This window comes from Curtobacterium pusillum (genome assembly GCF_007680845.1).
Taxonomy (GTDB): Bacteria; Actinomycetota; Actinomycetes; order Actinomycetales; family Microbacteriaceae; genus Curtobacterium; species Curtobacterium pusillum_B.
Window position 1 is genome coordinate 653967 of record NZ_VEIY01000001.1, and the last position, 24295, is coordinate 678261.

Here is a 24295-nt window from a genome sequence, read left to right on the forward strand (position 1 = left end):
CGGAACGGTCGCGTGTAGTGCGCGGGTCAGGCGCCCTGGGCCTTGATGCGCTCGTAGTAGGCGGCGTCCGCCGCCGTCCGGCGCCGACCGAGGACCCACTCGGTGCCGAGGGCGACCACGGCCGCACCCACGAGGGCGACGACCCAGATCCACGTGGCGTCGTACTTCCAGCCCGCCCAGGTCAGGGCCTCCCAGAGCACGGCGGCCGCGATCCCGCCGACGGCCGGACCGAGCAGGGAGCCCCGACTGGTCCGCCACGGCACGACCACGTGCGCGACGGCCCCGACGATCAGGCCGCCGAGGACCGCGAAGAGCAGTTCCACGTCGTCAGGCGACGAAGCCGATGCGACGGGCCTCTTCGGCGCCGACCTCGACGTACGCGAGCGATGCGACGGGCACGATGAACCGACGGCCCTTCTCGTCCTGGAGGGAGAGGTGCGTCGCCTGCTGGGCCAGCGCCTCCGAGACGGCCTTCTCGATCTCGTCCGCGGTCTGGGCGGTCTCGAACGCGATCTCGCGCGGGCTGTTGATGATGCCGATCTTGATGTCCACGGGCACAGCGTATCCGAGCGGACCGTCGGGGCATCGGACGTTCGCCGCAGGCGCACGGACGCCCGTTCCCGGCGGCTCGGTCGGCTCGCCCGTCGTGGCGGCCCGGTGGTGTCGGTCGCCACGGTTACCGTACGAGGGTGCCCCAGACCACGCTGACGACCGCCCCCGAGGACACCGGCGTCGCCCGGGCCCTGGCGGCCGACGCGTCGCAGGCAGCGGTGCTCGCCCTGCCCGACGGACGGCACGCCGCGGTGATCGGCGCACCGGGCACCGGGAAGACGACGACGCTCGCCCGGCTCGTCGCCGCCCGGCTCACGCGCGCGGACGCGATCTCGCCCGACGGGCACGCGACCGTGCTCGCACTGACCTCCGCGCGCACGGCCGCCACGGCGCTCCGGGACCGCCTCGCGGCCGTGGTCGAGCGGGTGATGCCGGGTGCGCTCGCGCGGACGGTGAACTCCCTGGCGTTCCAGATCGTCGCGCACGCCGCCGCGGTGCAGGGGCAGGAGACGCCCACGCTGCTCACCGGCGGCGAGCAGGACCGCATCATCGCCGACCTGCTGGAGGGGCACGAGCTCGACGGCACCGGTCCGGAGTGGCCGCCGCCCATCACCGCCGTGGTGCGGGAGCGTGCGGGGTTCCGGACGGCGCTCCGGGACGTCATGATGCGGGCGGTCGCTGCCGGCGTCGAGCCGGACGACATGCGCGAGCTCGGTGACGACACCGGGCGGCCGGAGTGGCGGGCGGTCGGCGACTTCGTGGACGAGTACCGCGGCGCCGTCACGGCGTTCCGGGCGACCAGTCTCGACGCCGCGGAACTCGTCGCGTACGCCACGGCCGCCGTCCTCCGCGGGCAGGTGCCCGCGAGCGTCCAGGCGCTGCGGCTCGTGGTGGTCGACGACACCCAGGAACTGGTCGAGGGGGAGATCGCCCTCCTCGGTGCCCTCGCGCGCTCCGGGGTCCAGGTCGTGGCCTTCGGCGACCCCGACATCGCGGCCTCGGCGTTCCGCGGCGCCGAGCCGGACGTCCTCGGTCGGCTCCGGGTGCGACTCGGGGTGGACCGGGTCGACGAACTCGTGCTGACCACCGTGCACCGGCACGCGGCGCCGATCCGTGCCCTCGTGACCGGCATCACCGCCCGCATCGGAGCGGCGGCCGCGGGTCGACAGCGCACGGCGACGGCGACCACGGCGGACGCCCGCCCGGACGCGGTCGTCCACCTCGAGGGCGCGAGCCGTGCAGCCCTCGTGGTCGCGGTGGCCCGGCGACTCCGCGAGCACCGGCTGCTCGACGGCGTGCCCTGGCACCGGATGGCCGTGGTCACGCGGAGCGGTGCCGCGATCCCCGAGCTGGTCCGTGCGCTCTCCGTGGCCGAGGTCCCCGCGACCGCCGGCTCCGCACCGGTCCGCCCGCGGGACGACACCGCAGCACGCTCCCTGATCGACGCCGCGGCCGTGTCGCTCGGGGTGCTCCCGCTCGACGCCGCGCTCGCCACGTCCTTCGCCACCGGGCCGCTCGGCGGGCTCGACACCCTCGCGATGCGGCGGCTCCGGCTCGCCCTGCGGCGGGAGGAGATCGCCGGCGGCGGCACCAGGACCGCGGACGAGCTCCTGGTCGACGCCCTCGGCGCACCGGAACGACTCGCGACCGTCGACGCCGGGTTCGCGCGCCGCGCCACCCGGCTGGCCCGCAGTCTCGTGCAGGCCCGGACGGACGCCGAGTCGGGCGCGAGCATCGAGGAGATCCTCTGGGGCCTCTGGGAACGCAGCGGACTCGCCGGGACCTGGGGCGGCCAGTCCGCGGCCGGTGGCGTCGGCGCCGCCGAGGCCGACCGGCACCTCGACGCCGTGGTCGGGCTGTTCACCGCCGCGAAGCGCTTCGTCGAGCGGACCCCGGACGCCCCCGCACGGGTCTTCGTGGACGACCTGCTCGGCGCGGACCTGCCCGAGGACTCCATCGGCCCGGACCGCACCGCCGGCCGGGTCCGCGTGCTGACCCCGTCGGCCACCATCGGTCTCGAGTGCGACGTGGTCGTGGTCCTCGGGCTGCAGGACGGCGTCTGGCCGAACACCCGGGTCCGGGGCAGCCTGCTCGACCCCGACGGGCTCGTCCGCACGGCCGCCGGCACCGAGCACTCCGCGATCGACGACCGCGCCGCCGTGATCGCCGACGAGCTCCGGCTCTTCGCCCGCGCCGTCTCGCGTGCGACGACGCAGGTCGTCATCGGCACCGTGGCGAACGACGACGAGGCCCCGTCCCCGTTCGTGCGCCTCGTCCCGGTGCCACCGGACCGGCAGCCCACCGTCCACCCGCTGTCCCTCCGTGGACTCGCCGGGTCCCTGCGCCGTCGGGTCGTCGCCTCGGGGGACCACGAGGCCGCCTCCGCGCTCGCCCGCCTGGCGGAGGCCGAGGTGCCGGGCGCGTCGCCGGACGACTGGTACGGACTCGCCGAACCGTCGACGGAGGACCCCCTCGTCGACCTCACCGCTGATCCCGTGCCCGACCCTGACGGCGGCGACCCGGTCGCTCCGACGGTCTCGGTGTCCCCGTCCCGGATCGGCACCTACGAGGAGTGCCCCGTGCACTGGTTCGTGCAGACGTTCGGGGGCAGCGCGCCGAGCCCCGCGATGGGCATCGGGACGATCGTGCACGGGGCGATGGAGCACGCCACCGCGGTGGACGTGGAGTCCCTCTGGGAACACGTCGAGGCCCGGTGGGACGAGCTCACCTTCGAGTCGGCGTGGATCGCCGACCGCGAGCGTGCCCGGACGCGCCGGATGATCGAGGGGCTCAGCGACTACCTCCGTACGTTCGCGAGCGCCGGACGACGACTGCTCGGTGCCGAGACGTCCTTCGCGCTGGTCACCGGGCCGGCCCGGATGCGCGGCAGCATCGACCGGATCGAGATCGACCCCGACGGCCGGGTGAGCGTCGTCGACCTGAAGACCGGTCGGTCCATGCCGAGCGAGAAGAAGGACATGCCCGAGCACCCGCAGCTCGGGGCGTACCAGCTCGCGGTCGAGGACGGCGCCGTCGAGGGGGTCCCCGCCGGCTCCACGATGGCCGATGCCCGGCTCGTGTTCGTGCAGAACCCGCGCGGCGGCCGGGCGTACTCCGAGCGGACGCAGCACGCCTTCGACGAGGACGCCCGCGAGACCTACCGGCAGCGGTTGCACGCCGTCGCCGAGGGGATGGCCGGCCGGACGTTCCTCGCGAACGTGGACGACCACTGTGACAAGGCACGGACCGGCGTCGAGTGCCGGATCCACGTGGTGGGGGAGGTCACCTGGTGAACGGCGAGCAGACGGTCCACGAAGCGGTCGCTCCGGTCGCCGCGCCGCGCCACGGTGCCGACGCGATCGCCGACGCCCTCGGCCGACCACGGCCGACCGAGCAACAGCGCGCGGTCATCGAGTCGCCACTCGCGCCCGCCCTCGTGGTCGCCGGCGCGGGCAGCGGGAAGACCGAGACGATGGCCTCCCGGGTCGTCTGGCTGCTCGCGAACGGGATGGTCCGGCCGGACGGCATCCTCGGCCTGACCTTCACCCGCAAGGCCGCCGGCGAGCTCTCCGTCCGCATCAACGACCGGATCCGCGCGCTCGAGGACGTCGGGCTGCTCGACGCCGGCGACGCGTTCGAAGCCCCGACGGTGTCGACCTACAACGCGTTCGCGAACTCGGTGTTCCGCGAGAACGCCCTCCTCGTCGGGCGGGACGGCGAGTCCCAGGTCCTCACCGAGCCGTCCGCCTGGCAGCTCGCACGCCGGGTGGTCGTCGGCGCGCGGGACGACCGGCTGGCCGGACTCGACCGGGACGTGGACACCGTCACGGCGGCGGTCGTGGCGCTCGCCGGGGCCGTCTCCGAACACCTGGTCGAGCCTGCGCGCCTGCGACGGTTCGCGATCGAGTTCGCCGGGCTGCTGGAGCTGCCCGGAAGCACCCGCGGCACCCCGTACAAGGCGGTCACGGACGCGGTGGCCGCCATCGGTGCCCTCGAACCCCTGGTCGACCTGGTGGAGGAGTTCCGTCGGCAGAAGGTCGACCGGGGCTTCGTGGAGTTCTCCGACCAGATCGCCCTGGCCCTCGCCGCCGCCGAGTCCGCGCCCCGCGTCGTGACCGACCTGCGGCAGCGGTACGGGGTGGTCCTCCTCGACGAGTACCAGGACACTTCGGTGGTGCAGACGCGGTTCCTCGCCCGGCTGTTCCGCGGCCACCCCGTCATGGCGGTCGGCGACCCGCACCAGTCGATCTACGGCTTCCGCGGCGCGAGCGCTGCGAACCTCGCCCGGTTCCCGCGGGACTTCGGCGACGAGTCCGGAGGCGACCGGCCGGTCACCTTCGCGCTCTCGACGAGCTGGCGGAACCCCGTCGACGTCCTCGCCGGGGCGAACGCGGTCGTCGCACCCCTGTCCGAGGCGTCCGAGGTGGACGTCGAGCGGCTCTCCCCACGCCCCGGGGCCGACGCCGGGACGGTGCACGCCGTCTTCCCGGAGACCCTCCCGGAGGAAGCCGACGCGGTCGCCAGGTGGTTCCGCGACCGTCGGGCGGCGGACCCGAAGGGGTCCATGGCGTTGCTGCTCCGCTCGCGGAAGGACCTCGCCGCGTTCACCGGAGCGCTCGGCGACCACCGTGTGCCGTTCCACGTCCTCGGCACCGGCGGCCTGCTCCAGCGCCCGGAGATCGTCGACCTCGTCGCCTGCCTCCGCGTGCTCCACGACCCCGCGGCGGGCAACGACCTCATCCGGCTGCTCGCCGGCGCCCGGTGGCGGATCGGCGCCGCGGACATCGCCGCACTGCACGCCCTCGCCCGGTGGCTGTTCGGTCGCGACCACACGCAGCAGCGCCTCGACGACGACCTCACCGCGGCGTTCCGGGCCTCGGTCGCGGCCGGGGAGCACGGGTCGATCGTCGACGCGCTCGACTTCGTCGCGACCGCGCCCGACGAGCACGGGGCGCTCGCCGACATCAGCGAGGTTGGTCGTCGACGGATGCGGGAGCTCGGTCGGCAGCTCGCCGCGCTGCGTTCCCGGGCCGCCGGTGACCTCGTCGACTTCGTCACGCTCGTCGTGCAGGAGATGCGGCTCGACGTCGAGGTCGCCGCGCACGAGCAGGGCAGCGGCGCCTTCCTCGACGCCTTCGTGGACGAGCTCGCGGGCTTCGTGACCACCGACGACCGCGCCGACCTCGGGGCGTTCCTCGGCTGGATCGACGCCGCGGCCCGCCGGGACGACATGGGACCGCGTTCCGAGGAACCCGAGGCCGGCACGGTCCAGATCCTGACGATCCACGGCTCGAAGGGCCTCGAGTGGGACGCCGTCGCCGTGCCGCGGATGGTCGAGGGCGCCCTGCCGGCCCGACCCCAGGAGGGCTCCTCCGGCTGGTTGGGCTTCGGCCGGTTGCCGTACGAGTTCCGCGGGGACGCCGATGAGCTGCCGCGCTTGGACTGGCGCGGGCACGACGCGCAGAAGGACGTCACCGACGCGATCGACGCGTACAAGGAGCAGGTGAAGGCCCGCAACGAGGACGAGGAACGACGGCTCACGTACGTCGCGCTCACCCGGGCGAAGCACGACCTGCTCGTCACGGGGTCGTTCTGGGCCGGCGGTGTGCGGCCGACCGAGCCGAGCCGGTACCTCCGCGACCTCGTGGACGCCGGCGTGGTCGACGCGGCGGCCGTGCCCGACACGACCGCGCACGAGGAGAACCCCCTCGGCGACGCCGGAGCGACGCAGCACTGGCCGCACGTGCCGTTCGGGCAGCGTGCCGCCCGGGTGGTCGCGGCGGCGGACCGGGTCCGGAACGCGAACCCCGGTGCTGCCGGACGGTTCGCGCCGGACATCGACCTGCTGCTCGCCGAGCGCACCGCGAACCGGCGCGCATGGCACTCGGTCGTCGTCCCGCACCGGGTGCCGGCGTCCGGGTTCAAGGACTACCTCACCGACCCGGACGCCGTGGCCGAACGGCTGCGTCGACCGATGCCGGAGCGTCCGTACCGCGCCACCCGACTCGGCACGCTCTTCCACCAGTGGGTCGAGCAGCGGGCGCGGACCGGGGGATCCATCGAGACGCTCGACGCGTGGGACGGCGAACTCGACCTCGACCTCGACGACGCCGTCGACGCCTCGGCCGACGCGGTGGTCAGCGACGACGACGCCCGCCGGCTCGCCGACTTCCAGGCGACGTTCGCCCGGTCACGGTGGGCCGAGCTGACCCCGATCGAGGTCGAGCGCGAGATCCACATCCCGTTCCTCGGGCACAGCGTCGTCTGCAAGCTCGACGCGGTGTACGAGATCGACGGCCGTGCCGAGGTCGTGGACTGGAAGACCGGCAAGGCCCCCTCCGGTGCCGACGACCTCGCGAAGCGCCAGCTCCAGCTCGCGCTGTACCGGGTCGCCTACGCCGAGTTCACCGGGCGGCCCGTGGACGAGGTCGACGCGGTGTTCTACTTCGTCGCCGACGACCTCGAGGTGCGGCCGCGCGAGCTGTTCGACCGTGCCGGGCTCGAGCGGGCCTGGCGCGACGCGATCGGCTGACGCGGTGCGCGCGCCCCGCGCCCGGCGGGACCACGCTGCGGACGGGAGGCGCGGTGCGGGCCCGCTCCGCGCCTCCCGTCCGCCGCGGCGTGGCGCCGTCGGCGTCGAACCACGTTCCCGACGTCGAACCGAGTCCGCGGGTCGGTTCGACGTCGGTTCCGTGGTTCGTCACGAGCCGCGCCGCTGCGCGGACGCGCCGCTGCGCAGCGCGCGGCGCGCGTCAGCCGTGCCGGCGCTCGGTCGACGACAGCAGCTGCTCGACCTCGCCGATCTCCATCGTCTCGGGTGACACCGACTGCAGCGGCGCCGCGCTCGGCGTCTGGACCGCGTCGACCAACCGGTGCATCATCGCGACCGCGTCGTCGACGACCTCGGTGCTCTTGGCCTGCACGCCGTGCAGCAGCCACTGCGCCGTCTCGAGCTCGTGGTGGACCCGCGCCCGCTGCGCGAGCTGCCGGTCGCGACCGCCGCCGTTCGCCTCGTACGCGCTGAGGACGGTGTCGAACGCGTCCTTCCGGCCGGCGAGGACCCACGCGAGGTCCTTCGCCGGGTCGCCGAGCCGCAGCTCACCCCAGTCGATGACCCCGGAGACCGCGTCGCCCTCGACCAGGATCGTCGCGGTGCCGAGCGAGCCGTGCACGACGGTCGGCGTGAACTGCCAGAGCTGCTGGTCACGCGCGGCGCCCTCCCACCGCTCCTTGAGCGCGGCGGGGACGAGCTTCGTGGCGACGGCGCGGTCCATCACGGACACGGCGGAGCGCAGCACCTCGAACGGGGTGAGCGACGGCAGCCCGGCGTCCGTGACGAAGCTCGTCGGGAGCTGGTGGATGGCGGCGACGGCCCGGCCGACGCTCGTGGCGAGCTCCGGACGGTCGACGAGTGACTGCAGGGTCGGGTGCGACCCCGGCAGGTAGCTGGTGACGATCGCGCGGGTCGAGCCGATGGGGGCCTGGCCGCGGTACTCGGCGACGCCGAACGGGAGGCGCGTGCGGATCCCGGCGCTCAGCGCCCGGATGGCGACGAGGTCGGCGGACTGACGGGCCTCGGCCCGCTGGTTGCGCGGCCGGCGGATCGCGGACTCGACGCCGTCGGCGTCGCGGAGGACGGCCGACTCGTAGTCCCCGGACGCGGCCGAGCCGAGCGTGCGCGTGCCCGTGACGAGGAGGCCTGAGACGGCCGTGGTCGCCAACGCGGCTAGAGTGAACTGGGATCCCGCCATGCCCAACAGGGTAGGTCCGGAGCCGGAGGACGAGCGCACGCCACGCTGCACCGCGTCCCAGCAACACCACCTGAACCGACCCGAGGAGCCCCCTGCCGTGACCGTCGAGTTCGCCGCCCGGCTGCCCCTCTCCCGCAACGAGCTCGACCGTGACGCGGAGTTCCGCACGACCCCCGACCTCGAGCGGGTGCTCCGGGACGACCCGTCGACCCGTTTCCTGCCCGTCCGGGGCTCCGAGGTGCTCCGGAACCCCGACGGCACGCTGCGGTTCGTCTCCGCCGACGCCGTCCCGGGCGGCACCGTGACGCTGTACCTCGGCCGTGCCGTGTCCGACGCTCCCGACGCCGCGGCCGGCACCCGGTTCGCGGCCGCCTTCGTCGACGGCGCCACCGCCGCCGCGATCGAGCCCGACGACGACGCGTGGGAGAGCCTGCGCATGTTCGGCACGGAGCTCTCGGCGCGCGACCAGGGCCTCGCGGTCGAAGCGGTGGCGATGGCGAACTGGCACGCCGTGCACGGGTTCTCGCCGCGCACGGGGTCGGCGACCGACGTCGTGACCGGCGGCTGGGTGCGGCGCGACCCCGAGGGGCACGAGCACTTCCCACGCACCGACGCGGCGATCATCGTGGGCGTCACCGACGCCGACGACCGCATCCTGCTCGGCTCGAACGCCGCGTGGGACGCGAACCGCTACTCGCTGCTCGCCGGCTTCGTCGAACCGGGGGAGTCCCTCGAGGACGCCGTCCGGCGCGAGGTCTGGGAGGAGTCCGGCGTCCACGTGGAAGAGCCCGAGTACCTCGGGTCGCAGCCGTGGCCGTTCCCGGCGTCCCTCATGGTCGGGTTCCGTGCCCGCGCGGTGGACGGCGACCCGTCGACCGCCCGCCCCGACGGCGTCGAGATCCTCGACGTGCGCTGGTTCTCCCGCGACGAGATCCGGGAGCGCGCCGGGGACACCCTGCTCCTGCCGGGGAGGACGTCGATCGCCCGCGCGATCATCGAGGAGTGGTACGGCGGGCCGCTGGACCTGCCGTGAGCACCGCGGCCGACGCCGTCCGGCCACCGTCGCCGGACGAACTCCTGGCGGCGCTCGACGCCGAGCAGCGCACCGTCGCACGGACCCTGCTCGGTCCCGTGGCCGTGCTCGCCGGTGCCGGGACCGGCAAGACGCGCGCCATCACGCACCGGATCGCGTACGGCGTCGCCACCGGCACGTACGCACCGAACCACGTCCTCGCGCTGACCTTCACCACGCGGGCCGCCGGTGAGCTCCGGTCCCGCCTGCGCACGCTCGGCGCCGGTGCGGTGCAGGCGCGCACCTTCCACGCCGCCGCGATGGCGCAGCTCAGCTACTTCTGGCCGGACACCGTCGGCGGACACGCACCGCGGATCGTCGAGTCGAAGGGGCGCGTGATCGCGCACGCCGCGGACACCGTCGGTCTGCGGGTGGACACCCCGACGCTCCGCGACCTGGCGGCCGAGGTCGAGTGGCGCAAGGTCCAGATGCTCTCCTACGAGGAGTACGAGGTCGCGGCCGCCGAACGGGTGATGCCGCGGGACACCCAACCGCGACGGGTCCTCGACCTCATGCGCGCGTACGAGCAGCTCAAGGACGACCGCCGCCAGCTCGACTTCGAGGACGTGCTGCTCGCGACGCTCGGCATGGTCGAGTCCGAACCGCGCGTGGCGTCGTACGTCCGCCAGCAGTACCGGTTCTTCGTGGTCGACGAGTACCAGGACGTCTCGCCCGTGCAGCACGACCTGCTCCGCGCGTGGCTCGGCGGCCGCGACGACGTCTGCGTGGTCGGTGACGCCAGCCAGACGATCTACTCGTTCGCGGGCGCGTCGAGCCGCTACCTGCTCGGCTTCGGCTCGGAGTTCCCGCGCGGGTCCGTCCTGCGGCTCGAGCGGAACTACCGTTCGACGCCTGAGGTCGTGCACGCCGCGAACGCCCTCATGCGCGGCCAGCCCGGCGCGCTCGACCTGGTCGCGCAGTCCACGACGTCCGGCCCGGAGCCCGAGGTGCTGGCGTGCGTGCACGACGGCGACGAGGCGCAGGCGGTCGCCCGCCGCATCGCAGAGCTGGTCGCCGGCGGCGCGGCCCACGGCGACTGCGCCGTGCTCTACCGACTCGGCGCGCAGGCCGCGGCGATCGAGTCCGCGCTCGGCCGGGCCGGTATCCCGTACCGGGTGCAGGGCGGTACGCGGTTCTTCGACCGTCCCGAGGTCAAGCTCGCGGTCCACCACATGCGCGGCGAAGCAGTCCGGCAGACCGACGACGAGCTCACCCGACGCGTCGGTCTCGTCCTGCAGGTCAGCGGGTGGACGCCGACCCCGCCGGAGGGGACGGGCGCGGTCCGCGAGCAGTGGGAGGCCCTGCAGGCGATCATGGGGCTCGCCGAGGACGCCCCGGCCGGCACGACCATGCAGCAGTTCACCCAGGACCTGGTCGACCGGGCCGCGACCCACCACGAGCCCGAGCTGGACGCCGTGACCCTGGCGACGCTGCACTCGTCGAAGGGCCTGGAGTGGCCGCACGTCGTCGTGATCGGGGTTGCCGAGGGGTTGCTGCCGATCTCGTACGCGACGACCGACGCCGAGGTCGACGAGGAACGCCGACTCTTCTACGTCGGACTGACCCGCGCGCGCCGCTCGGTCACCGTCACGTGGTCCGCGCAGGGCTCCACGCGTGGGGGCGCTCGCGTGGCGAGTCGTTTCCTGGCAGCGCTCGGCACGCGCACCGCGGATGGAACGACACCGGCAGCAGACTGACCGACAGGTCGTCCCGTTCGAAGAGCAGCTGCTCGGCACGGGGGCGCTGCGTCACGAGCGGGAGCCGTTCGAGGAGCATCCGGGTGGTCGCGGCGGCGATCGCGGCGGTCCGGTACGGCGACAGCGGCGCCGCGGGGCGGCCCCAGACCTGCGCCGCGATCGCCGGCCACGAGTCGTCGTCGTCGACGTGCGCGTACTCGACGCACTGGAGGCACGGCCCGGCACCCGGGACGACGAACGGCCCGAGACGCACGCGTCCGTCGCCCACCACCACGGGCAGGTGGGGCACGGCACGGCGGGTCCACGCGGCGCGGAGCGCGGGGTCCACGACGTGCTCGGCGACCACGACGGCGAGTCTCGGATCCTGCTCCGGCAGCACGACGGGCCCGCCGCGGACCGCGGTCGTCCGGGCGACGGTCACGCCTTCACCGGAGAGCATCTCGGCGACGGCGTCCGGCAGGGCCCCGGTGCCGTGGACCTCGACGCGCTCGAGCGGTTCCGGCAGCAGGTCGACGACCGCGGGGGACGCCGCGCCGAGCACCCGGGCGGCGATCCCCGGGGCGCAGCCGCTCGCCGCGGCCAGTCCGGCCAGGGCGTCCCGGCCGGTCTCACGCCGCAGGGCGCACAGGAACCGTTCTTCGCCCGTGGTCGGCACGGGCACGACGGCCCGCGGCGGGTCGACCCCGAGCTGCACCGTGGTCGGGTCGCGCCAGACGAACTCGAGTGTCGGATCGATGCGGATGCCCATGCCCCCACGCTGGCCGACCGGGCGGCCGCGTGGGGGAGTGCCGGGACATCTGTGGAGAACTACTTCGGGGCGTCGCCGTCGTCGTCCGACGCGGACTCGTCGACGTTGCCGGACTCGTCCTCACGCGGACGGTCGCCGGTCGTGTCGTTGAGCAGGTCCTCGAGCGCCTTGTCGAACTCGTCGTCCTCGGCGGAGCGGCCGGGGTTCCGCAGCCGGGCGACGAACGCGTCGGGTGCGTCGATGTCGTCCGAGGTCGGGACCGCGTCGAAGTGGGACCACAGGGCGTCCCGCTGCTCGGTGCCGAGCTCGTCGGTGACCCGCTGCCACATCGCCGCGGCCTCCCGGAGTCGACGGGGCCGGAGCTCGAGGCCGACCAGTGTCGCGAACGCGGACTCGGCGGGACCCCCGGCCGCCCGGCGACGGCGGACCATTTCGGCGATGGCGCCGGACTTCGGCAGGCGCACGGTCGCGGCAGCGGTCACGGTGTCCACCCAGCCCTCGACGAGCGCCAGCATCGTCTCGAGACGGGCGAGCGCGGCCTCCTGCTCCTCGGTGCGCGGCGGGATGAGCGCACCGGACGCCAACGCGTCGCGGAGCTGCTCCTGGTTGGTGGGGTCGATCTCGGACGCGAGTTCCTCGACCCGGTCGAACGGGATGTGGATGCCGCGGGCGTAGTCCGTGATCGACGAGATGATGTGCAGCCGGAGCCAGCGCGCCGAGCGGAAGAGCCGGGCGTGTGCGAGCTCGCGGACGGCCAGGTAGATCCGGACCTCGTCCTCGGGGACGTCGAGTCCCTCGGCGAACTCGTCCACGTTCTGCGGCACCAGCGCGGCGACCTGCTCGTCGAGGAGCGGGACGCCGACGTCGCCGCCGGACACGACCTCCTTCGAGAGCTGTCCGACGACCTGGCCGAGCTGGATCGCGAACAGCGCGCCGCCCACGCCGCGCATGGCCTTCGAGACGTCGCCGAGCATGGCCTTGAGCTGCTCGGGCGCCCGCTGCTCGATCGCCTCGGTCAGGGCGTTCGAGATGCTCAGCGCCACCGGTTCGGCGATCTGCGCCCACACCGGGGTCGTCGCCTTCGCCCACTGCTCCCGCGTGTACACGCTCGGGGTGGCGGTGAGCTCGGGGACCGAGGTGGCCTCGTCCAGCCAGAGCGCCGCGACCTGGAACGCCTGGTCGGCGGCCTGCGAGGTCACCGGGTCGATCGCGCGGCCGCCGTCGCGGGCGATGGCGGTGGCACGCTCGGTCGCGACGGAGAAGTCGATGCCGTCCCCGCCGGACTGCGCGGCCCGCTGCAGCTGGCTCATCAGGTTCGCGACGAAGGCCGGGTCGTTCGGCAGACCGGCCGCTCCGGCCAGCTGCGACGGGTCGATCTGGCCCTCGCCGGAGAGCAGCTTCCGGAGCATCTCCTGGAAGTCGTCGTCCGGCCCCGGCTGCGGTTCATCAGGCATGGCGACTACGCTAATCGCTGCTCACGGGGCCGCGCCTGGGACGCCCCCGTGGGAACGCCCGAACCGCTGCGCCGAGGGCGAACAGCCCACCGTGGAAGGACGCTGCGTGACCCTCTTCGCCCCCCAACCCCGTCGACGTCCGCGATCCCGGACCCTCGGGTGGGCGTTCGTGATCGGCGCCGTCGTCCTCGGACTCCTCGCCAGCGTCCTGCCCAGCCCGTACCTCATCGAGGTGCCCGGCCCGGTGTACAACACCATCGGCACCCAGGAACAGGGGACCGGCAAGGATGCCGAGAAGGTGAAGCTCATGCAGATCGACGGGCACCCGACCTACCCGACCGCCGGCGCGCTCGACATGCTCACCGTCGGCATCCAGGGCGACGCGACGAACCGGCCGTCGTGGACGAGTGTCATCCGTGCGCTGTTCACCCGCTCCGAGGCGGTCATCCCGGCCGAGGCGATCTACCCGACCGGCACCACGACCGACCAGGTGAACCAGCAGGACCAGGCCGACATGCAGCAGTCGCAGCAGTCCGCCGTCGCCGCCGCGCTCATCCAGCAGGGCTTCGACCTCCCCACCGAACTCGAGGTCGGCACCGTCCAGAAGGGGTCCGCGGCCGACGGCGTCATCGAGAAGGGCGACGTCGTCCGGTCGTTCGACGGCACCTCGCTCACCACGAACGCGGACGCCACGTCGCTCCGAGAACTCGTCGCGAAGCACGGCACCTCCAGCCCGGCGAAGGTCGTCATCGAGCGCGACGGCGCCGAGAAGACCGTCGAGCTGACGCCGCGCGACCAGCAGGGCACCCCGCTCATCGGCGTCGGCGTCACCGAGCACTACGACTTCCCGTTCACGGTCTCGATCAAGCTCCAGGACGTCGGCGGCCCCTCGGCCGGCATGATGTTCGCCCTGGGGATCATCGACGAGATCACGCCGGGCAAGCTCAACGGCGGCAAGCACGTGGCCGGCACGGGCACCATCAGCGCGGACGGCGAGGTCGGCGCGATCGGCGGGATCCGCCAGAAGCTGTACGGCGCGAAGGACGCGGGCGCGACGGTCTTCCTCGCCCCCGCGGACAACTGCGACGAGGTCGTCGGCCACGTCCCCGACGGCCTCGACGTCTACAAGGTGGCCACGCTCGACCAGGCCGTCACCGACCTGCAGACCATCGGCTCTGGGAAGAGCACCGCGAAGCTCGCGCGCTGCACGTCGTAGACCCGGCCACGTGGTCCACGCGACGAGCGCGGACGGCGCGATCCGCGCCTCCAGACCGTCCGTCGGGAGGCGCGGATCGCCTTCCTGAGTCGCCGTACAGTTTCGTGAGCGGCCGGGCCCCGTAGGATCGACGCACTGACGGTCCGCGCGCCGGGCCCGACGGTTCGACACGTCTGGAGCACATCAAGTGACGACAACCTCGTCCACCTCGGGGCGGCGCTCGCCGCGGGTCCCGATCGTGGTCACGATCATCGTGCTGGCCGCGCTGGTGATCGCCTTCTTCATCTTCGCGAGCCTGTACACCGACTACGCGTGGTTCGCGCAGCTCGGCTTCCAGCAGGTCCTCACCACCAGGTGGATCGCGGGCACGCTGATGTTCTTCGCCGGGTTCCTCGGCATGGCCGTGCCGGTGTACGCGAGCATCGCAATCGCGTTCCGGTTCCGCCCGGTGTACGCGAAGCTCAACTCGCAGCTCGACCGCTACCAGCAGGTCATCGAACCGCTCCGTCGCGCGGTGATGATCGGCATCCCGGTCGTCCTCGGCATCTTCGCCGGACTCTCCACCGCGGGGCGCTGGAGCATGGTGCTCGAGTACTTCAACCGGACGCCGTTCGGCAAGACCGACCCGCAGTTCGGCCTCGACATCGGGTTCTACGTCTTCGAGCTGCCGTTCTGGCGCGCGATCGTCGCGTACTCGTCGGCGGTCGTCCTCATCGCCGGACTCGCCGCGCTCGCCGCGTGCTACCTGTACGGCGCGATGCGCTTCGGCGGGCGCGAGGTCCGGATCTCCCGCGCCGCGCGCATCCAGCTCGCCGTGACGGCAGCCGTCTACGTGGCGCTGCAGGCGATCAGCCTCTGGCTCGACCAGTACGCGGCACTGACGAAGTCGAACTCGCTCATCACCGGCGCCCAGTACACCGAGGTGAACGCGGTCATCCCCGGCCGCGAGATCATGGCGGGCATCGCCGCGATCGTGGCGCTCCTCTTCATCGTCACGGCGGTCATCGGCCGCTGGCGCATCTCGATCGTCGGGACCGGGCTGCTGCTCGTCGCCGCGATCGTGATCGGCGGCATCTACCCGTGGATCGTCCAGCGCCTGCAGGTGAAGCCGTCCGAGCGCACCTTCGAGTCCGCGTACATCGAGCGGAACATCAAGGCGACCCGCGACGCGTACGGCGTCTCCGGCGTCAAGGAACAGAACTACGACGCCACGACCGAGGCGAGCTCCGGTGCCCTCGCGCAGGACGCGCAGACGACGGCGAACATCCGCCTCATCGACCCGAAGATCGTCTCCGACACCTTCAGCCAGCTGCAGCAGTACCGGCAGTACTACCAGTTCCCGGACGAGCTCGACGTCGACCGGTACGACGTCAAGGGCCAGACCGAGGACACCGTCATCGCCGTCCGCGACATCGACCTGGACGGCCTCAGCGCGCAGGCGAACACCCCGTACAACCGGGCCTTCGTCTACACGCACGGCTACGGCGTCACGGCCGCGTACGGCAACCAGCGCGCGAGCGACGGCAAGCCGGTGTTCCTCGAATCCGGGATCCCGTCGACGGGTGGCCTGGGCGACTTCCAGCAGCGCGTCTACTTCGGTGAGACCTCGCCGGCGTACTCGATCGTCGGGGCGCCGAAGGGCTCGAAGAACGTCGAGCTGGACTACCCGTCCGGCGACGACGACGGCAACGGCGGCAACGCCACGACGACCTACGCGGGCAACGGCGGGCCGAGCCTCGGCAACTTCTTCAACCGGCTCGTCTACGCGGCGAAGTTCCAGTCCGAGCAGATCCTCCTCTCGAACGCCGTCAACAAGGACTCGCAGATCCTCTACGACCGCGACCCGATCACCCGCGTGCAGAAGGTCGCGCCGTACCTGACGCTCGACAGCGACGCGTACCCCGCGATCGTCGACCACCGCATCCAGTGGGTCGTCGACGGCTACACCACGAGCGACGCGTACCCGTACTCGCAGAGCCAGAGCCTGTCGGACAGCATCGCCGGCTCGGAGAGCTCGGCCTACCGCACCGACCAGGTGAACTACATCCGCAACTCGGTGAAGGCCACGGTCGACGCGTACACGGGCAAGGTGACCCTGTACTCCTGGGACACCAAGGACCCGGTGCTGAAGACCTGGCAGAAGATCTTCCCGACCGCGGTCAAGCCGGTGTCGGACATGAGCGCCCAGCTGCTCGACCACGTCCGGTACCCGACCGACCTGTTCAAGGTGCAGCGCTCGATCCTCGGCACGTACCACGTGACGAACGCCAACTCGTGGTACTCCGGTGACGACGCGTGGAACACGCCGCAGGAACCGACGTCCGGGACGAACGACACCTCGGACACCAGCGACACGACGACGACCACGAACTCGGGCACGAACGCGCTCGGGACCACCACGACGACGACCAGGGCCAACCTGCAGGACCCGTACTACCTCACGATGAAGGTGCCGGGGCAGGGGACCGCGTACACGCTGTACACGACCTACATACCCCAGCAGTCGACGGGGTCGAACAACCGCAACGTGCTCACCGGGTACCTCGCGGTCGACTCCGACGCCGGAGGAGCCGGCAAGGGGAAGAAGTCGTCCGGGTACGGCAAGCTCACCCTGTTGACGATGCCGAAGACCGACAACATCCCGGGTCCGGCGCAGGTGCAGAACCTGTTCAACTCGGACACGACGGTGTCGCAGGAGCTCAACATCCTGAAACGGGGCAACTCGACCGTGAAGCAGGGCAACCTGCTCACGCTCCCGGTCGGCGGCGGGTTCCTCTACGTCCAGCCCGTGTACGTGCAGTCGACGTCGAGCGGCTCGTACCCGCTGCTGCAGAAGGTCCTCGTGGCGTTCGGCGACAAGATCGCGTTCGAGGACACCCTCGACGAGGCGCTCAACAGCCTCTTCGGGGGCGACTCCGGCGCTGCCGCTGGGGACCAGGGTGCGGCGGGTTCGGGGTCGTCCACGGGCTCGGGGTCGGGGTCGTCCAGCGACTCGGGCTCGGGCTCGTCCAGCGACTCCGGGTCCTCGACCGGGTCGGACTCGGGCACGTCCACCGGCTCGGGCACGGTCGACAACGAGGCGCTGCAGAAGGCGTTGAACGACGCGAAGCAGGCACTGCAGGACCGTCAGGACGCCTACGCGGACAACGACCTGGTCGCCGCTGCGGAGGCCGACCAGCGTCTGCAGGAAGCGATCCAGGCCGCGACCGAGGCCGAGGGCGACAACTGACACACCGTGGCGGGGCGCTCGATTTGTGCCCCGCCGCGGCCCCGTGTAGGCTGTTCTACGTGCCGCGGGGTGGAGCAGTTCGGTAGCTCGCTGGGCTCATAACCCAGAGGTCGTAGGTTCAAATCCTGCCCCCGCAACCAAGCGTCACACGGAAGGCCCCGGTCCAGTCGGACCGGGGCCTTCTGCGTTGCCCGGGGCCGCCGGCGTGCGCCGTGCCGTGCCGAGGCCGAGTCTCGGCGCGCCGGGGCCGAGTCTCGGCCTGAGCGACCGTTCTCGTGTTCCGTGGCCCGAGAACTGTCGCCGTGCCCGAGTCTCGGGCCGCCCGGCCGGCGCCGTGCAGGGGTCCCGCGTCAGGCCGGAGCCGCGCTGCCGCCGGTCGCGACCCACGACCCGACGGCCTCGGCGGGGACGTCCTCCTCGTGCACGTCCGTGCGGCAGAGGACGAGGCCGCGGGCTTCGTAGTTCGGCCGAGCGGCGGGCCCGTCCAGGCTGCACGTGTGCACCCACACACGGGTCACGGGCGGGACGCCCGACCGCTCGGGGAGCGACCACGCCGCGTCGATCGCGCGCTCGAGCAAAGCCCCGCCGAGACCACGACCGGTGGCCCGCGCGAGGAGCCCGAAGTACCGGATCTCGACCTGCGTGCCGTCCTCGACCGGCTGCGGCTGGAGCTGCACGTAGCCGAGGGGGACGCCGTCGCCGTACGGGATCCAGAACTCGGTGCCGTGTACGGCGAGCTCGTCCACCCAGCGGTCGCGGCTCCAGTCGAGCCGGTCCGACCAGTGCCACGGGCCGCCGACGGCGGCGTAGAGGAAGCGGGCGTACTCCGGGTCGACCCCGGTGGCGAGCTCGAGGTGGACGCCGACCGGCAGAGGCCGCGGCGGCCGGGTGGGCCGTCGCAGCATCTCCAGTGTCCACGTCGTGACGATCATGCAGGCGACGCTACCGAGCGACGGCGGGGACCGGGGCGAGGGCGACGCGCTTCCGGTGCGCCGCGACGAGCATCGGGATCGCGACGGCGAGGCTGACGAGCACCGGCACGAACGATGCCTCGAGGCCGAACGCGCCGCCGGACAGCAGCCCGGTCCCGTGGACGGTGGTGAGGAACAGACCCGGGTCCCGGTGGCCGGAGACGGGGATGCCGAGCAGCCCCTCGATGACGTTCCAGGCGAAGTGGATGCCGATGACGAACCACATATTGCGGCGCCAGATGAACGCGGCGCCGAGCAGCACGCCGGCCTCGACGGCGATGGCGAACGACGACCACAGCGTGGCTCCCGGGTTGAACAGGTGCGCTCCGCCGAAGAACGCGGCGGTGACGCCGAGGGCGATCCAGCGGCCGGCGCGGCGGCCGCCGAGGGCCTCGATGCCCTGGAACAGCAGCCCGCGGAAGGTGAGCTCCTCGACGATGGCTGCGCCGGCGTTCACAGCGAGCGCGAGCCCGACCGTCGTCGCGACGTCGTGCGGTGCCCACACGACCGAGTACCCGCCGGTCGCCACGACGATCAGGTAGGACGCGGCGATGAAGACGGTGCCGATCGCGAGGCCGAAGACCGTCTCGCGGCCGAAGTGGCGGAGCGACAGCTCGGGGGTCGAGCGGCGGGCGACGAGCCACATCGTGAGCTTGTAGAACAGGAGTCCGGCTGCCGCACCGATCAGGGCGGTGACGATGACGCCGGTCGAGTCCATCTCCGAGCCGACGCCGACCAGGATCGCGTTGGTGAGGAACACGAAGACGGTCCCGATGACCATCCAGGTCAGCGGGAAGGTGAAGATCCGGCGCGCGACGCCGGGCTTGGGGCCCTGTCCCTCGCGCGCGGTGACTGCTGTTGCCATGGTCGTTCTCCTTCGTCGTGGAGCAGCATCTGCTGCTGGTTCGACGGTAGGAAACGGCGGGGACCCGCGGGTCCCCCAAAGGTCGACAGTCGGGCCCGGAGCGGATCAGTCGTCGGCGAGGCCGGTGCGGTAGGCGTGGACGACGGCCTGCACGCGGTCGCGGACGCCGAGCTTGAGGAGGATCCTCGACACGTACGTCTTGGCGGTCTCGCGCGTGACGAACATCGCCTCCGCGATCTCGACGTTCGACTTCCCCTTCGCGAGGAGGCGCAACACCTCGAGCTCCCGCGGCGTGAGGTCGCCCGCCGTGGTCGTCGGCTCGACCGGGGGACGGATCCGGCCGGCGAAGCTGCCGATGAGCGTGCGCGTCACCGCGGGGTCGACGAGCGCGTCACCGCGGGCGATCGTCCGGATCGCGTCCAGGAGCTGCGGCGGCGACGCGTCCTTGAGCAGGAAGCCGCTCGCGCCGGCGCGGAGTGCATCGAAGACGTACTCGTCGAGGTTGAACGTCGTCACCACCAGGATCCGTGGCGGCGGCGACCCGTCGTCGCTCATCGGGGCGGCGAGGATCTCGCGTGTCGCCGAGATCCCGTCGAGGACGGGCATCCGGATGTCGACCACCATGACGTCGGGCGCCGCGTCGTGAGCGAGGTCGACGGCGTCACGGCCGTTCGCACCGAGGCCGACGAGGACCATGTCGTCCTGCGCCCGGACGATGCGGGCGAAGCCGTCGCGCACCATCGTCTGGTCGTCGACCAGGGCGACGCGCAGTCGCTGCTCGGTGGTCACCTGGTCGTCCCCGCTCGTGGGCGTGCGTCCGCAGCGAAGGCGGCGACGACGGTGAAGACACCGTCGGAGGCCCCTGCATCGACACTGCCGCCGAGGAGGGCGGCACGTTCGGCCATGTTGCGACGGCCACGGCCGGGGCCGCCGGGGTCACGCGTCCCGATGTCGTTCGACACGCGCAGGAGGACCCGGCCGTCGGTTTCGCTCACGGTCATGGTCACGGGGGACCCGGGTGCGTGCTTCATGGCGTTGGTCAGGGCTTCCTGGGCGATCCGGTAGAGCGTGATGGCGACCTCGTCCGAGACTGGCTGGTGTGGGACCGGCTCGTCGAAGGTGACCGGGTACCCCCGCAGCCTCGCCTCCTCGACGAGGTCGGCGACGGTCCGGGGCACGGCCTCGCGCGGTGCAGCCGTGTCGCTGGCCGGTGTCGGCGTCTGCTCCAGGGCGCCCAGCAGGGAACGGAGCTCCTGCAGGGCCCGTCGCCCGGTGGCTCCGATCGTCGCGAGGGTCTCAGCGCGCTCGAGCGCGTCGGCCTCGTCGAGGTAGGCGGTCGAATCGGCTTGCACCACCATCGCCGTGACGTGGTGGGTGACGATGTCGTGGAGGTCGCGGGCCAGGAGGATCCGCGACTCCCGGACGGCGGCCTCGGCTGCTTCGACCTCGCGGGCGGCCTGCTCGGCGATCCGCCGCCGGACGAGCAGCCCGACGAACCACGGCGTCGAGAGGACCAGGAAGAACGTCACCCAGTCGATGAGACGCTCGGGCGAGCCCTCGGCGTGCAACCCCACTGCGAGGAGCACGTACGCCACCGCTGCGGCGAGGGCGATCGTCCTCCGCCGTCGCCGCTGGTACGCAGCGAACGAATAGATCGCCACGAAGAGCCCGAGCCCGGCGGTCCCCGTGCTCGCGCCGGCGAACTGCGCCGCGCCGAACGCGACCCCGACCACCCCGAGCGCGGTGCCGGGGGCGATGCGCCGCACGGCCAGTGCGAGTGTCTGCGCCGCGGCGAGCACCGGCGGGACCCACGGCTCGACGGAGTGGTGGAGCTCGCCCAGCTCCACGCCGGGCACACCGAGCGGGAGGAGCGAGATGACGAAGAGCAGGACCCCGCCGGCTCCGTCACGGACGACGACGGGGAGGTGCCCCCACGGCGTGCGCAGACGCCACTGCCGCGGAGCGCGTGCCGGCGAGGAGGACCCCATGGTCTCGACGCTAGCGCGATCCGCGGTGTGAGCGGGCGGGTCGACCACCGTTCGCCGTACAGAGGACGGCGGTGGAGCCGCCGCGACACCCCGTCGCACCCGCCGGTACGCTCGCCGGATGGGCACCCTCACGATCGCCGCCGCACAGTTCACCCCCGTGGACGACCCCGACGCGAACCTCGCGACCATCCGCGACGCCTCGACGGAAGCGTCGGCCCGCGGAGCCGCCCTCCTCGTGACCCCCGAGTACAGCTCGTACTTCACCGCGGAGATCGACGACCGGTTCGCCGGAGCCGCGCAGCCCTTGGACGGTCCGTTCGTCGACGGGCTGCGCGGCATCGCCCGCGAGGCCGGCATCGCCCTCGTCGTCGGGACTGCCGAATCGTCGCCCGAGGCGGGACGGTTCCGCAACACGCTCGTCGCGGTCCTCGCCGACGGCACCATCGCCGAGACGTACCGGAAGGTGCACCTCTACGACGCGTTCGGCTCCAGCGAGTCGGACCGCATCGAACCGGGGGACCCCGGACAGCTGCCGGTCTTCGAGCTCGACGGGGTCCGGATCGGCCTCGAGACCTGCTACGACCTGCGGTTCCCCGAGGTCACGCGTCGCCTGGCCGCGCCCGAGCATGGGGCCGCTGACGTCGTCGTGCTGCCCGCCGAGTGGGTCCGGGGCCCCGGCAAGGAGGCCCACTGGCGCACCCTCCTCGCCGCCCGCGCCATCGAGAACACGGTCTGGGTGGTCGGGGTGGGCCAGACGCCGCCCGTCGGCATCGGCGCGTCAGTGGTCCTCGACCCCTCTGGCGTCGCGGTCGCCGCCGCGGGCGTGCAACCCGGTCTGCTCATCGCCACGATCGACACTGCCGTCACCGAGGAGGTCCGCCGCGTGAACCCGTCGCTCGCGCTCCGTCGGTACGAGGTCCTCCCGCGCACCTGACCCGCGCGCCAGGCCGTCGGCCCCCGGGGCCCCGCCGCGCGCGTTCCCGCGAGCGGGCGACATCCGCGCCGACGGCGTGCCCAGCGGGCCTTTTTTCGCCCGCTCGGGATGCCGGGCTCCGCCCGTCCCTCGCCGAGCGGGCAGTTCATGCGCGGACGGCGTGCCCGCCGGGCCGTATTCCGCCCGTTCGCCGCGCCCCGCCACGCCCCGCGCCCCCTCCCGCGATCGGGCGACATGTGCGCGGACGGGGTGCCCGGCGGGCCGTATTCCGCCCGTTCGCCGCGCCCCCTCCCGCGAGCGGGCGGTATGCGAGCGAACAGAACGGCAGACGGGCCGTATTCCGCCCGCTCGCCGCACCCCGCCGCGCGCGCCGCTCCGCGAGCGGGCGGTATGTGCGCCGATGGCGTGCCCGGCGGGCCGTATTTCGCCCGCTCGAGCACGACCGGCTCGGCGGACGACCGGCAGGCGGGCAGGCGGGCGGACGGGCGGACTGGAGGCGCGGCTCGGCCCCGCCCCGCCGCCCACCTCCGCGAGGTGGCTCAGACCGCGGCGGCCAGGCCGGCCAGCCGCGCCGCCGCCTCCTCGAGCACCGACCGACGCTTGCAGAACGCGAACCGCACCAGCGACCGGTACCCGGGAGCGTGATCGGGCCGGACGAACGCCGACACCGGGACCCCGACGACCCCGGCGAGCTCGGGCAACCGCAGGCAGAACTCGCGGGCGTCGGCGTACCCGAGCGCTGCAGCGTCGCCGATGACGAAGTACCCGCCGTCGGGTCGCATCACGTCGAAGCCCGCGGCGCGGAGCCCGGCGGCGAGCAGGTCGTGCTTGGCCGACAGCTCGGCGGCGATGCCCGCGAACACGGAGTCCGGCAACCGGAGCCCCGCGGCGACCGCCGGCTGGAACGGAGCGCCGTTGACGAACGTGAGGAACTGCTTGACGGCGGTGATGGCGTCGACGAGTGCCGGGGGAGCCGTGAGCCAGCCGATCTTCCAGCCGGTGGTGCTGAAGGTCTTCCCAGCGCTCGAGATCGTCACGGTGCGCTCGGCCGCGCCGGGGAGCGTGGCGATCGGCACGTGGGGCACGTCGAAGGTCAGGTGCTCGTAGACCTCGTCCGTGACGATGACCGCGTCGTACTGCGCGGCGAGTTCGACCACCGTGGCGAGGACCTCGGCGGGGAGGACCCGACCGGTCGGGTTGTGCGGCGTGTTCACCAGCACTGCCCGCGTGCGGTCCGAGAAGGCAGCGCGGAGCGTCGACTCGTCGGGCAGGAAGTCCGGGGCGGTGAGCGGCACCGTGACGTGGACGGCCCCGGCGAGCCGGATGAGCGCGCCGTACGCGTCGTAGAAGGGCTCGAACGTGATGACCTCGTCACCGGGCTCGACGAGCGCGAGGAGCGTCGCGGCGAGCGCCTCCGTCGCGCCGGCGGTGACGAGCACCTGGCGGTCGGGATCGACCTCCAGGTCGTACCACCGCGACTGGTGCTCACTGATCGCCGCGCGGAGGTCGGGGGTCCCGCGGCCGGGCGGGTACTGGTTGACGCCGTCGCGGATCGCGGCGACCGCTGCCTCGAGCACCTCGGCCGGCCCGTCCTCGTCCGGGAACCCCTGGCCGAGGTTGATCGCACCGGTCGCCGCGGCGAGGGCGCTCATCTCCGCGAAGACGGTGGGAGCGGGGATGCCGTCGGGACCGAGGAGCATCGCGCCCTCGGCCGCTCGCAACCAGGGTCCTGCCTGCCGCATGTGGTTCCCTCCGAGGTGTCGCCGACGCACCGCCGCGCTGGACGGACCCAACCTAGCGGCCTCCCGGACGTCCGCC

General features: G+C 73.0%; 17 protein-coding genes and 1 tRNA gene. 8 read left to right on the plus strand and 10 right to left on the minus strand.

Going from position 1 to position 24295, the window contains the following annotated elements:
- Positions 1-26 precede the first annotated feature (26 nt).
- Together FS825_RS03125 and FS825_RS03130 are read right to left on the minus strand one after the other, a co-directional pair.
- Positions 27-323, minus strand: coding sequence for a hypothetical protein (locus FS825_RS03125; RefSeq protein WP_144710749.1), 297 nt, complete (start codon positions 321-323; stop codon positions 27-29).
- Positions 324-327: 4 nt separating this feature from the next.
- Positions 328-552 (minus strand): DUF3107 domain-containing protein, encoded by a 225-nt coding sequence (locus FS825_RS03130; RefSeq protein WP_144710751.1) that lies wholly within the window; start codon positions 550-552, stop codon positions 328-330.
- Between the two features lie 137 nt (positions 553-689).
- Between FS825_RS03130 and FS825_RS03135 the strand changes: the two genes are divergently transcribed.
- Positions 690-3845, plus strand: coding sequence for a UrvD/REP family ATP-dependent DNA helicase (locus FS825_RS03135; protein WP_144710753.1), 3156 nt, complete (start codon positions 690-692; stop codon positions 3843-3845).
- A complete protein-coding gene (locus FS825_RS03140) occupies positions 3842-7084 on the plus strand; it encodes an ATP-dependent DNA helicase (protein ID WP_144710755.1) in 3243 nt (1080 codons plus the stop codon). The genes FS825_RS03135 and FS825_RS03140 overlap by 4 nt, the downstream gene beginning before the upstream one ends.
- A 220-nt stretch (positions 7085-7304) precedes the next feature.
- Here FS825_RS03140 and FS825_RS03145 read toward each other — a convergent pair whose 3' ends face one another.
- Positions 7305-8303, minus strand: a complete 999-nt coding sequence (locus FS825_RS03145; protein WP_144710757.1) for a phosphotransferase — start codon at positions 8301-8303, stop codon at positions 7305-7307.
- Between the two features lie 97 nt (positions 8304-8400).
- Here FS825_RS03145 and nudC point away from each other — a divergent pair, with 97 nt between their 5' ends.
- Positions 8401-9336, plus strand: a complete 936-nt coding sequence (nudC, locus tag FS825_RS03150) for an NAD(+) diphosphatase (protein ID WP_144710759.1) — start codon at positions 8401-8403, stop codon at positions 9334-9336.
- Positions 9333-11072, plus strand: a complete 1740-nt coding sequence (locus FS825_RS03155; protein ID WP_144710761.1) for an ATP-dependent helicase — start codon at positions 9333-9335, stop codon at positions 11070-11072. Before nudC ends, FS825_RS03155 begins: the two co-directional genes overlap by 4 nt.
- Here FS825_RS03155 and FS825_RS03160 read toward each other — a convergent pair.
- A complete protein-coding gene (locus FS825_RS03160; RefSeq protein ID WP_144710762.1) occupies positions 10963-11820 on the minus strand; it encodes a hypothetical protein in 858 nt (285 codons plus the stop codon). The two genes, FS825_RS03155 and FS825_RS03160, sit on opposite strands and share 110 nt — an antisense overlap.
- Positions 11821-11879: 59 nt before the next feature.
- Complete coding sequence (locus FS825_RS03165) at positions 11880-13274, minus strand: zinc-dependent metalloprotease (protein ID WP_144710764.1); 1395 nt, start codon at positions 13272-13274, stop codon at positions 11880-11882.
- Positions 13275-13380: 106 nt separating this feature from the next.
- Between FS825_RS03165 and FS825_RS03170 the strand changes: the two genes are divergently transcribed.
- The 3 genes from FS825_RS03170 to FS825_RS03180 all read left to right on the plus strand — a co-directional run bounded on the left by FS825_RS03170 (position 13381) and on the right by FS825_RS03180 (position 17859).
- Entirely contained in the window at positions 13381-14490 is a 1110-nt protein-coding gene (locus FS825_RS03170; protein WP_144710766.1) for a YlbL family protein, read from the plus strand.
- Between the two features lie 187 nt (positions 14491-14677).
- On the plus strand, positions 14678-17719 hold the full coding sequence (locus FS825_RS03175; protein ID WP_260980989.1) for a UPF0182 family membrane protein: 3042 nt from the start codon (positions 14678-14680) through the stop codon (positions 17717-17719).
- A 63-nt stretch (positions 17720-17782) separates the two neighbouring features.
- Positions 17783-17859, plus strand: a tRNA-Met gene (locus tag FS825_RS03180).
- A gap of 210 nt (positions 17860-18069) precedes the next feature.
- Here the strand turns inward: FS825_RS03180 and FS825_RS03185 are convergent.
- From FS825_RS03185 to FS825_RS03200, 4 genes are all read right to left on the minus strand, one after another.
- On the minus strand, positions 18070-18651 hold the full coding sequence (locus FS825_RS03185; RefSeq protein ID WP_144710768.1) for a GNAT family N-acetyltransferase: 582 nt from the start codon (positions 18649-18651) through the stop codon (positions 18070-18072).
- Positions 18652-18661: 10 nt separating this feature from the next.
- The gene (locus tag FS825_RS03190) at positions 18662-19555 is read right to left on the minus strand and encodes a type II CAAX endopeptidase family protein (protein ID WP_144710770.1); all 894 of its coding nucleotides are present in this window, start codon (positions 19553-19555) and stop codon (positions 18662-18664) included.
- A gap of 105 nt (positions 19556-19660) precedes the next feature.
- Positions 19661-20344 carry a response regulator gene (locus tag FS825_RS03195; RefSeq protein ID WP_144710772.1) on the minus strand — a complete coding sequence of 228 codons (684 nt, stop codon included), beginning with the start codon at positions 20342-20344 and terminating at the stop codon, positions 19661-19663.
- Positions 20341-21543, minus strand: coding sequence for a sensor histidine kinase (locus FS825_RS03200; RefSeq protein ID WP_186377050.1), 1203 nt, complete (start codon positions 21541-21543; stop codon positions 20341-20343). Before FS825_RS03200 ends, FS825_RS03195 begins: the two co-directional genes overlap by 4 nt.
- Positions 21544-21661: 118 nt before the next feature.
- On the opposite strand from FS825_RS03200, the gene FS825_RS03205 reads away from it, so the two are divergent.
- Positions 21662-22477 carry a carbon-nitrogen hydrolase family protein gene (locus FS825_RS03205; RefSeq protein ID WP_144710776.1) on the plus strand — a complete coding sequence of 272 codons (816 nt, stop codon included), beginning with the start codon at positions 21662-21664 and terminating at the stop codon, positions 22475-22477.
- 539 nt (positions 22478-23016) lie between these two features.
- On the opposite strand, the gene FS825_RS03210 is transcribed toward FS825_RS03205, so the two are convergent.
- Positions 23017-24219, minus strand: a complete 1203-nt coding sequence (locus FS825_RS03210) for an aminotransferase class I/II-fold pyridoxal phosphate-dependent enzyme (RefSeq protein WP_144710778.1) — start codon at positions 24217-24219, stop codon at positions 23017-23019.
- Positions 24220-24295 lie beyond the last annotated feature (76 nt).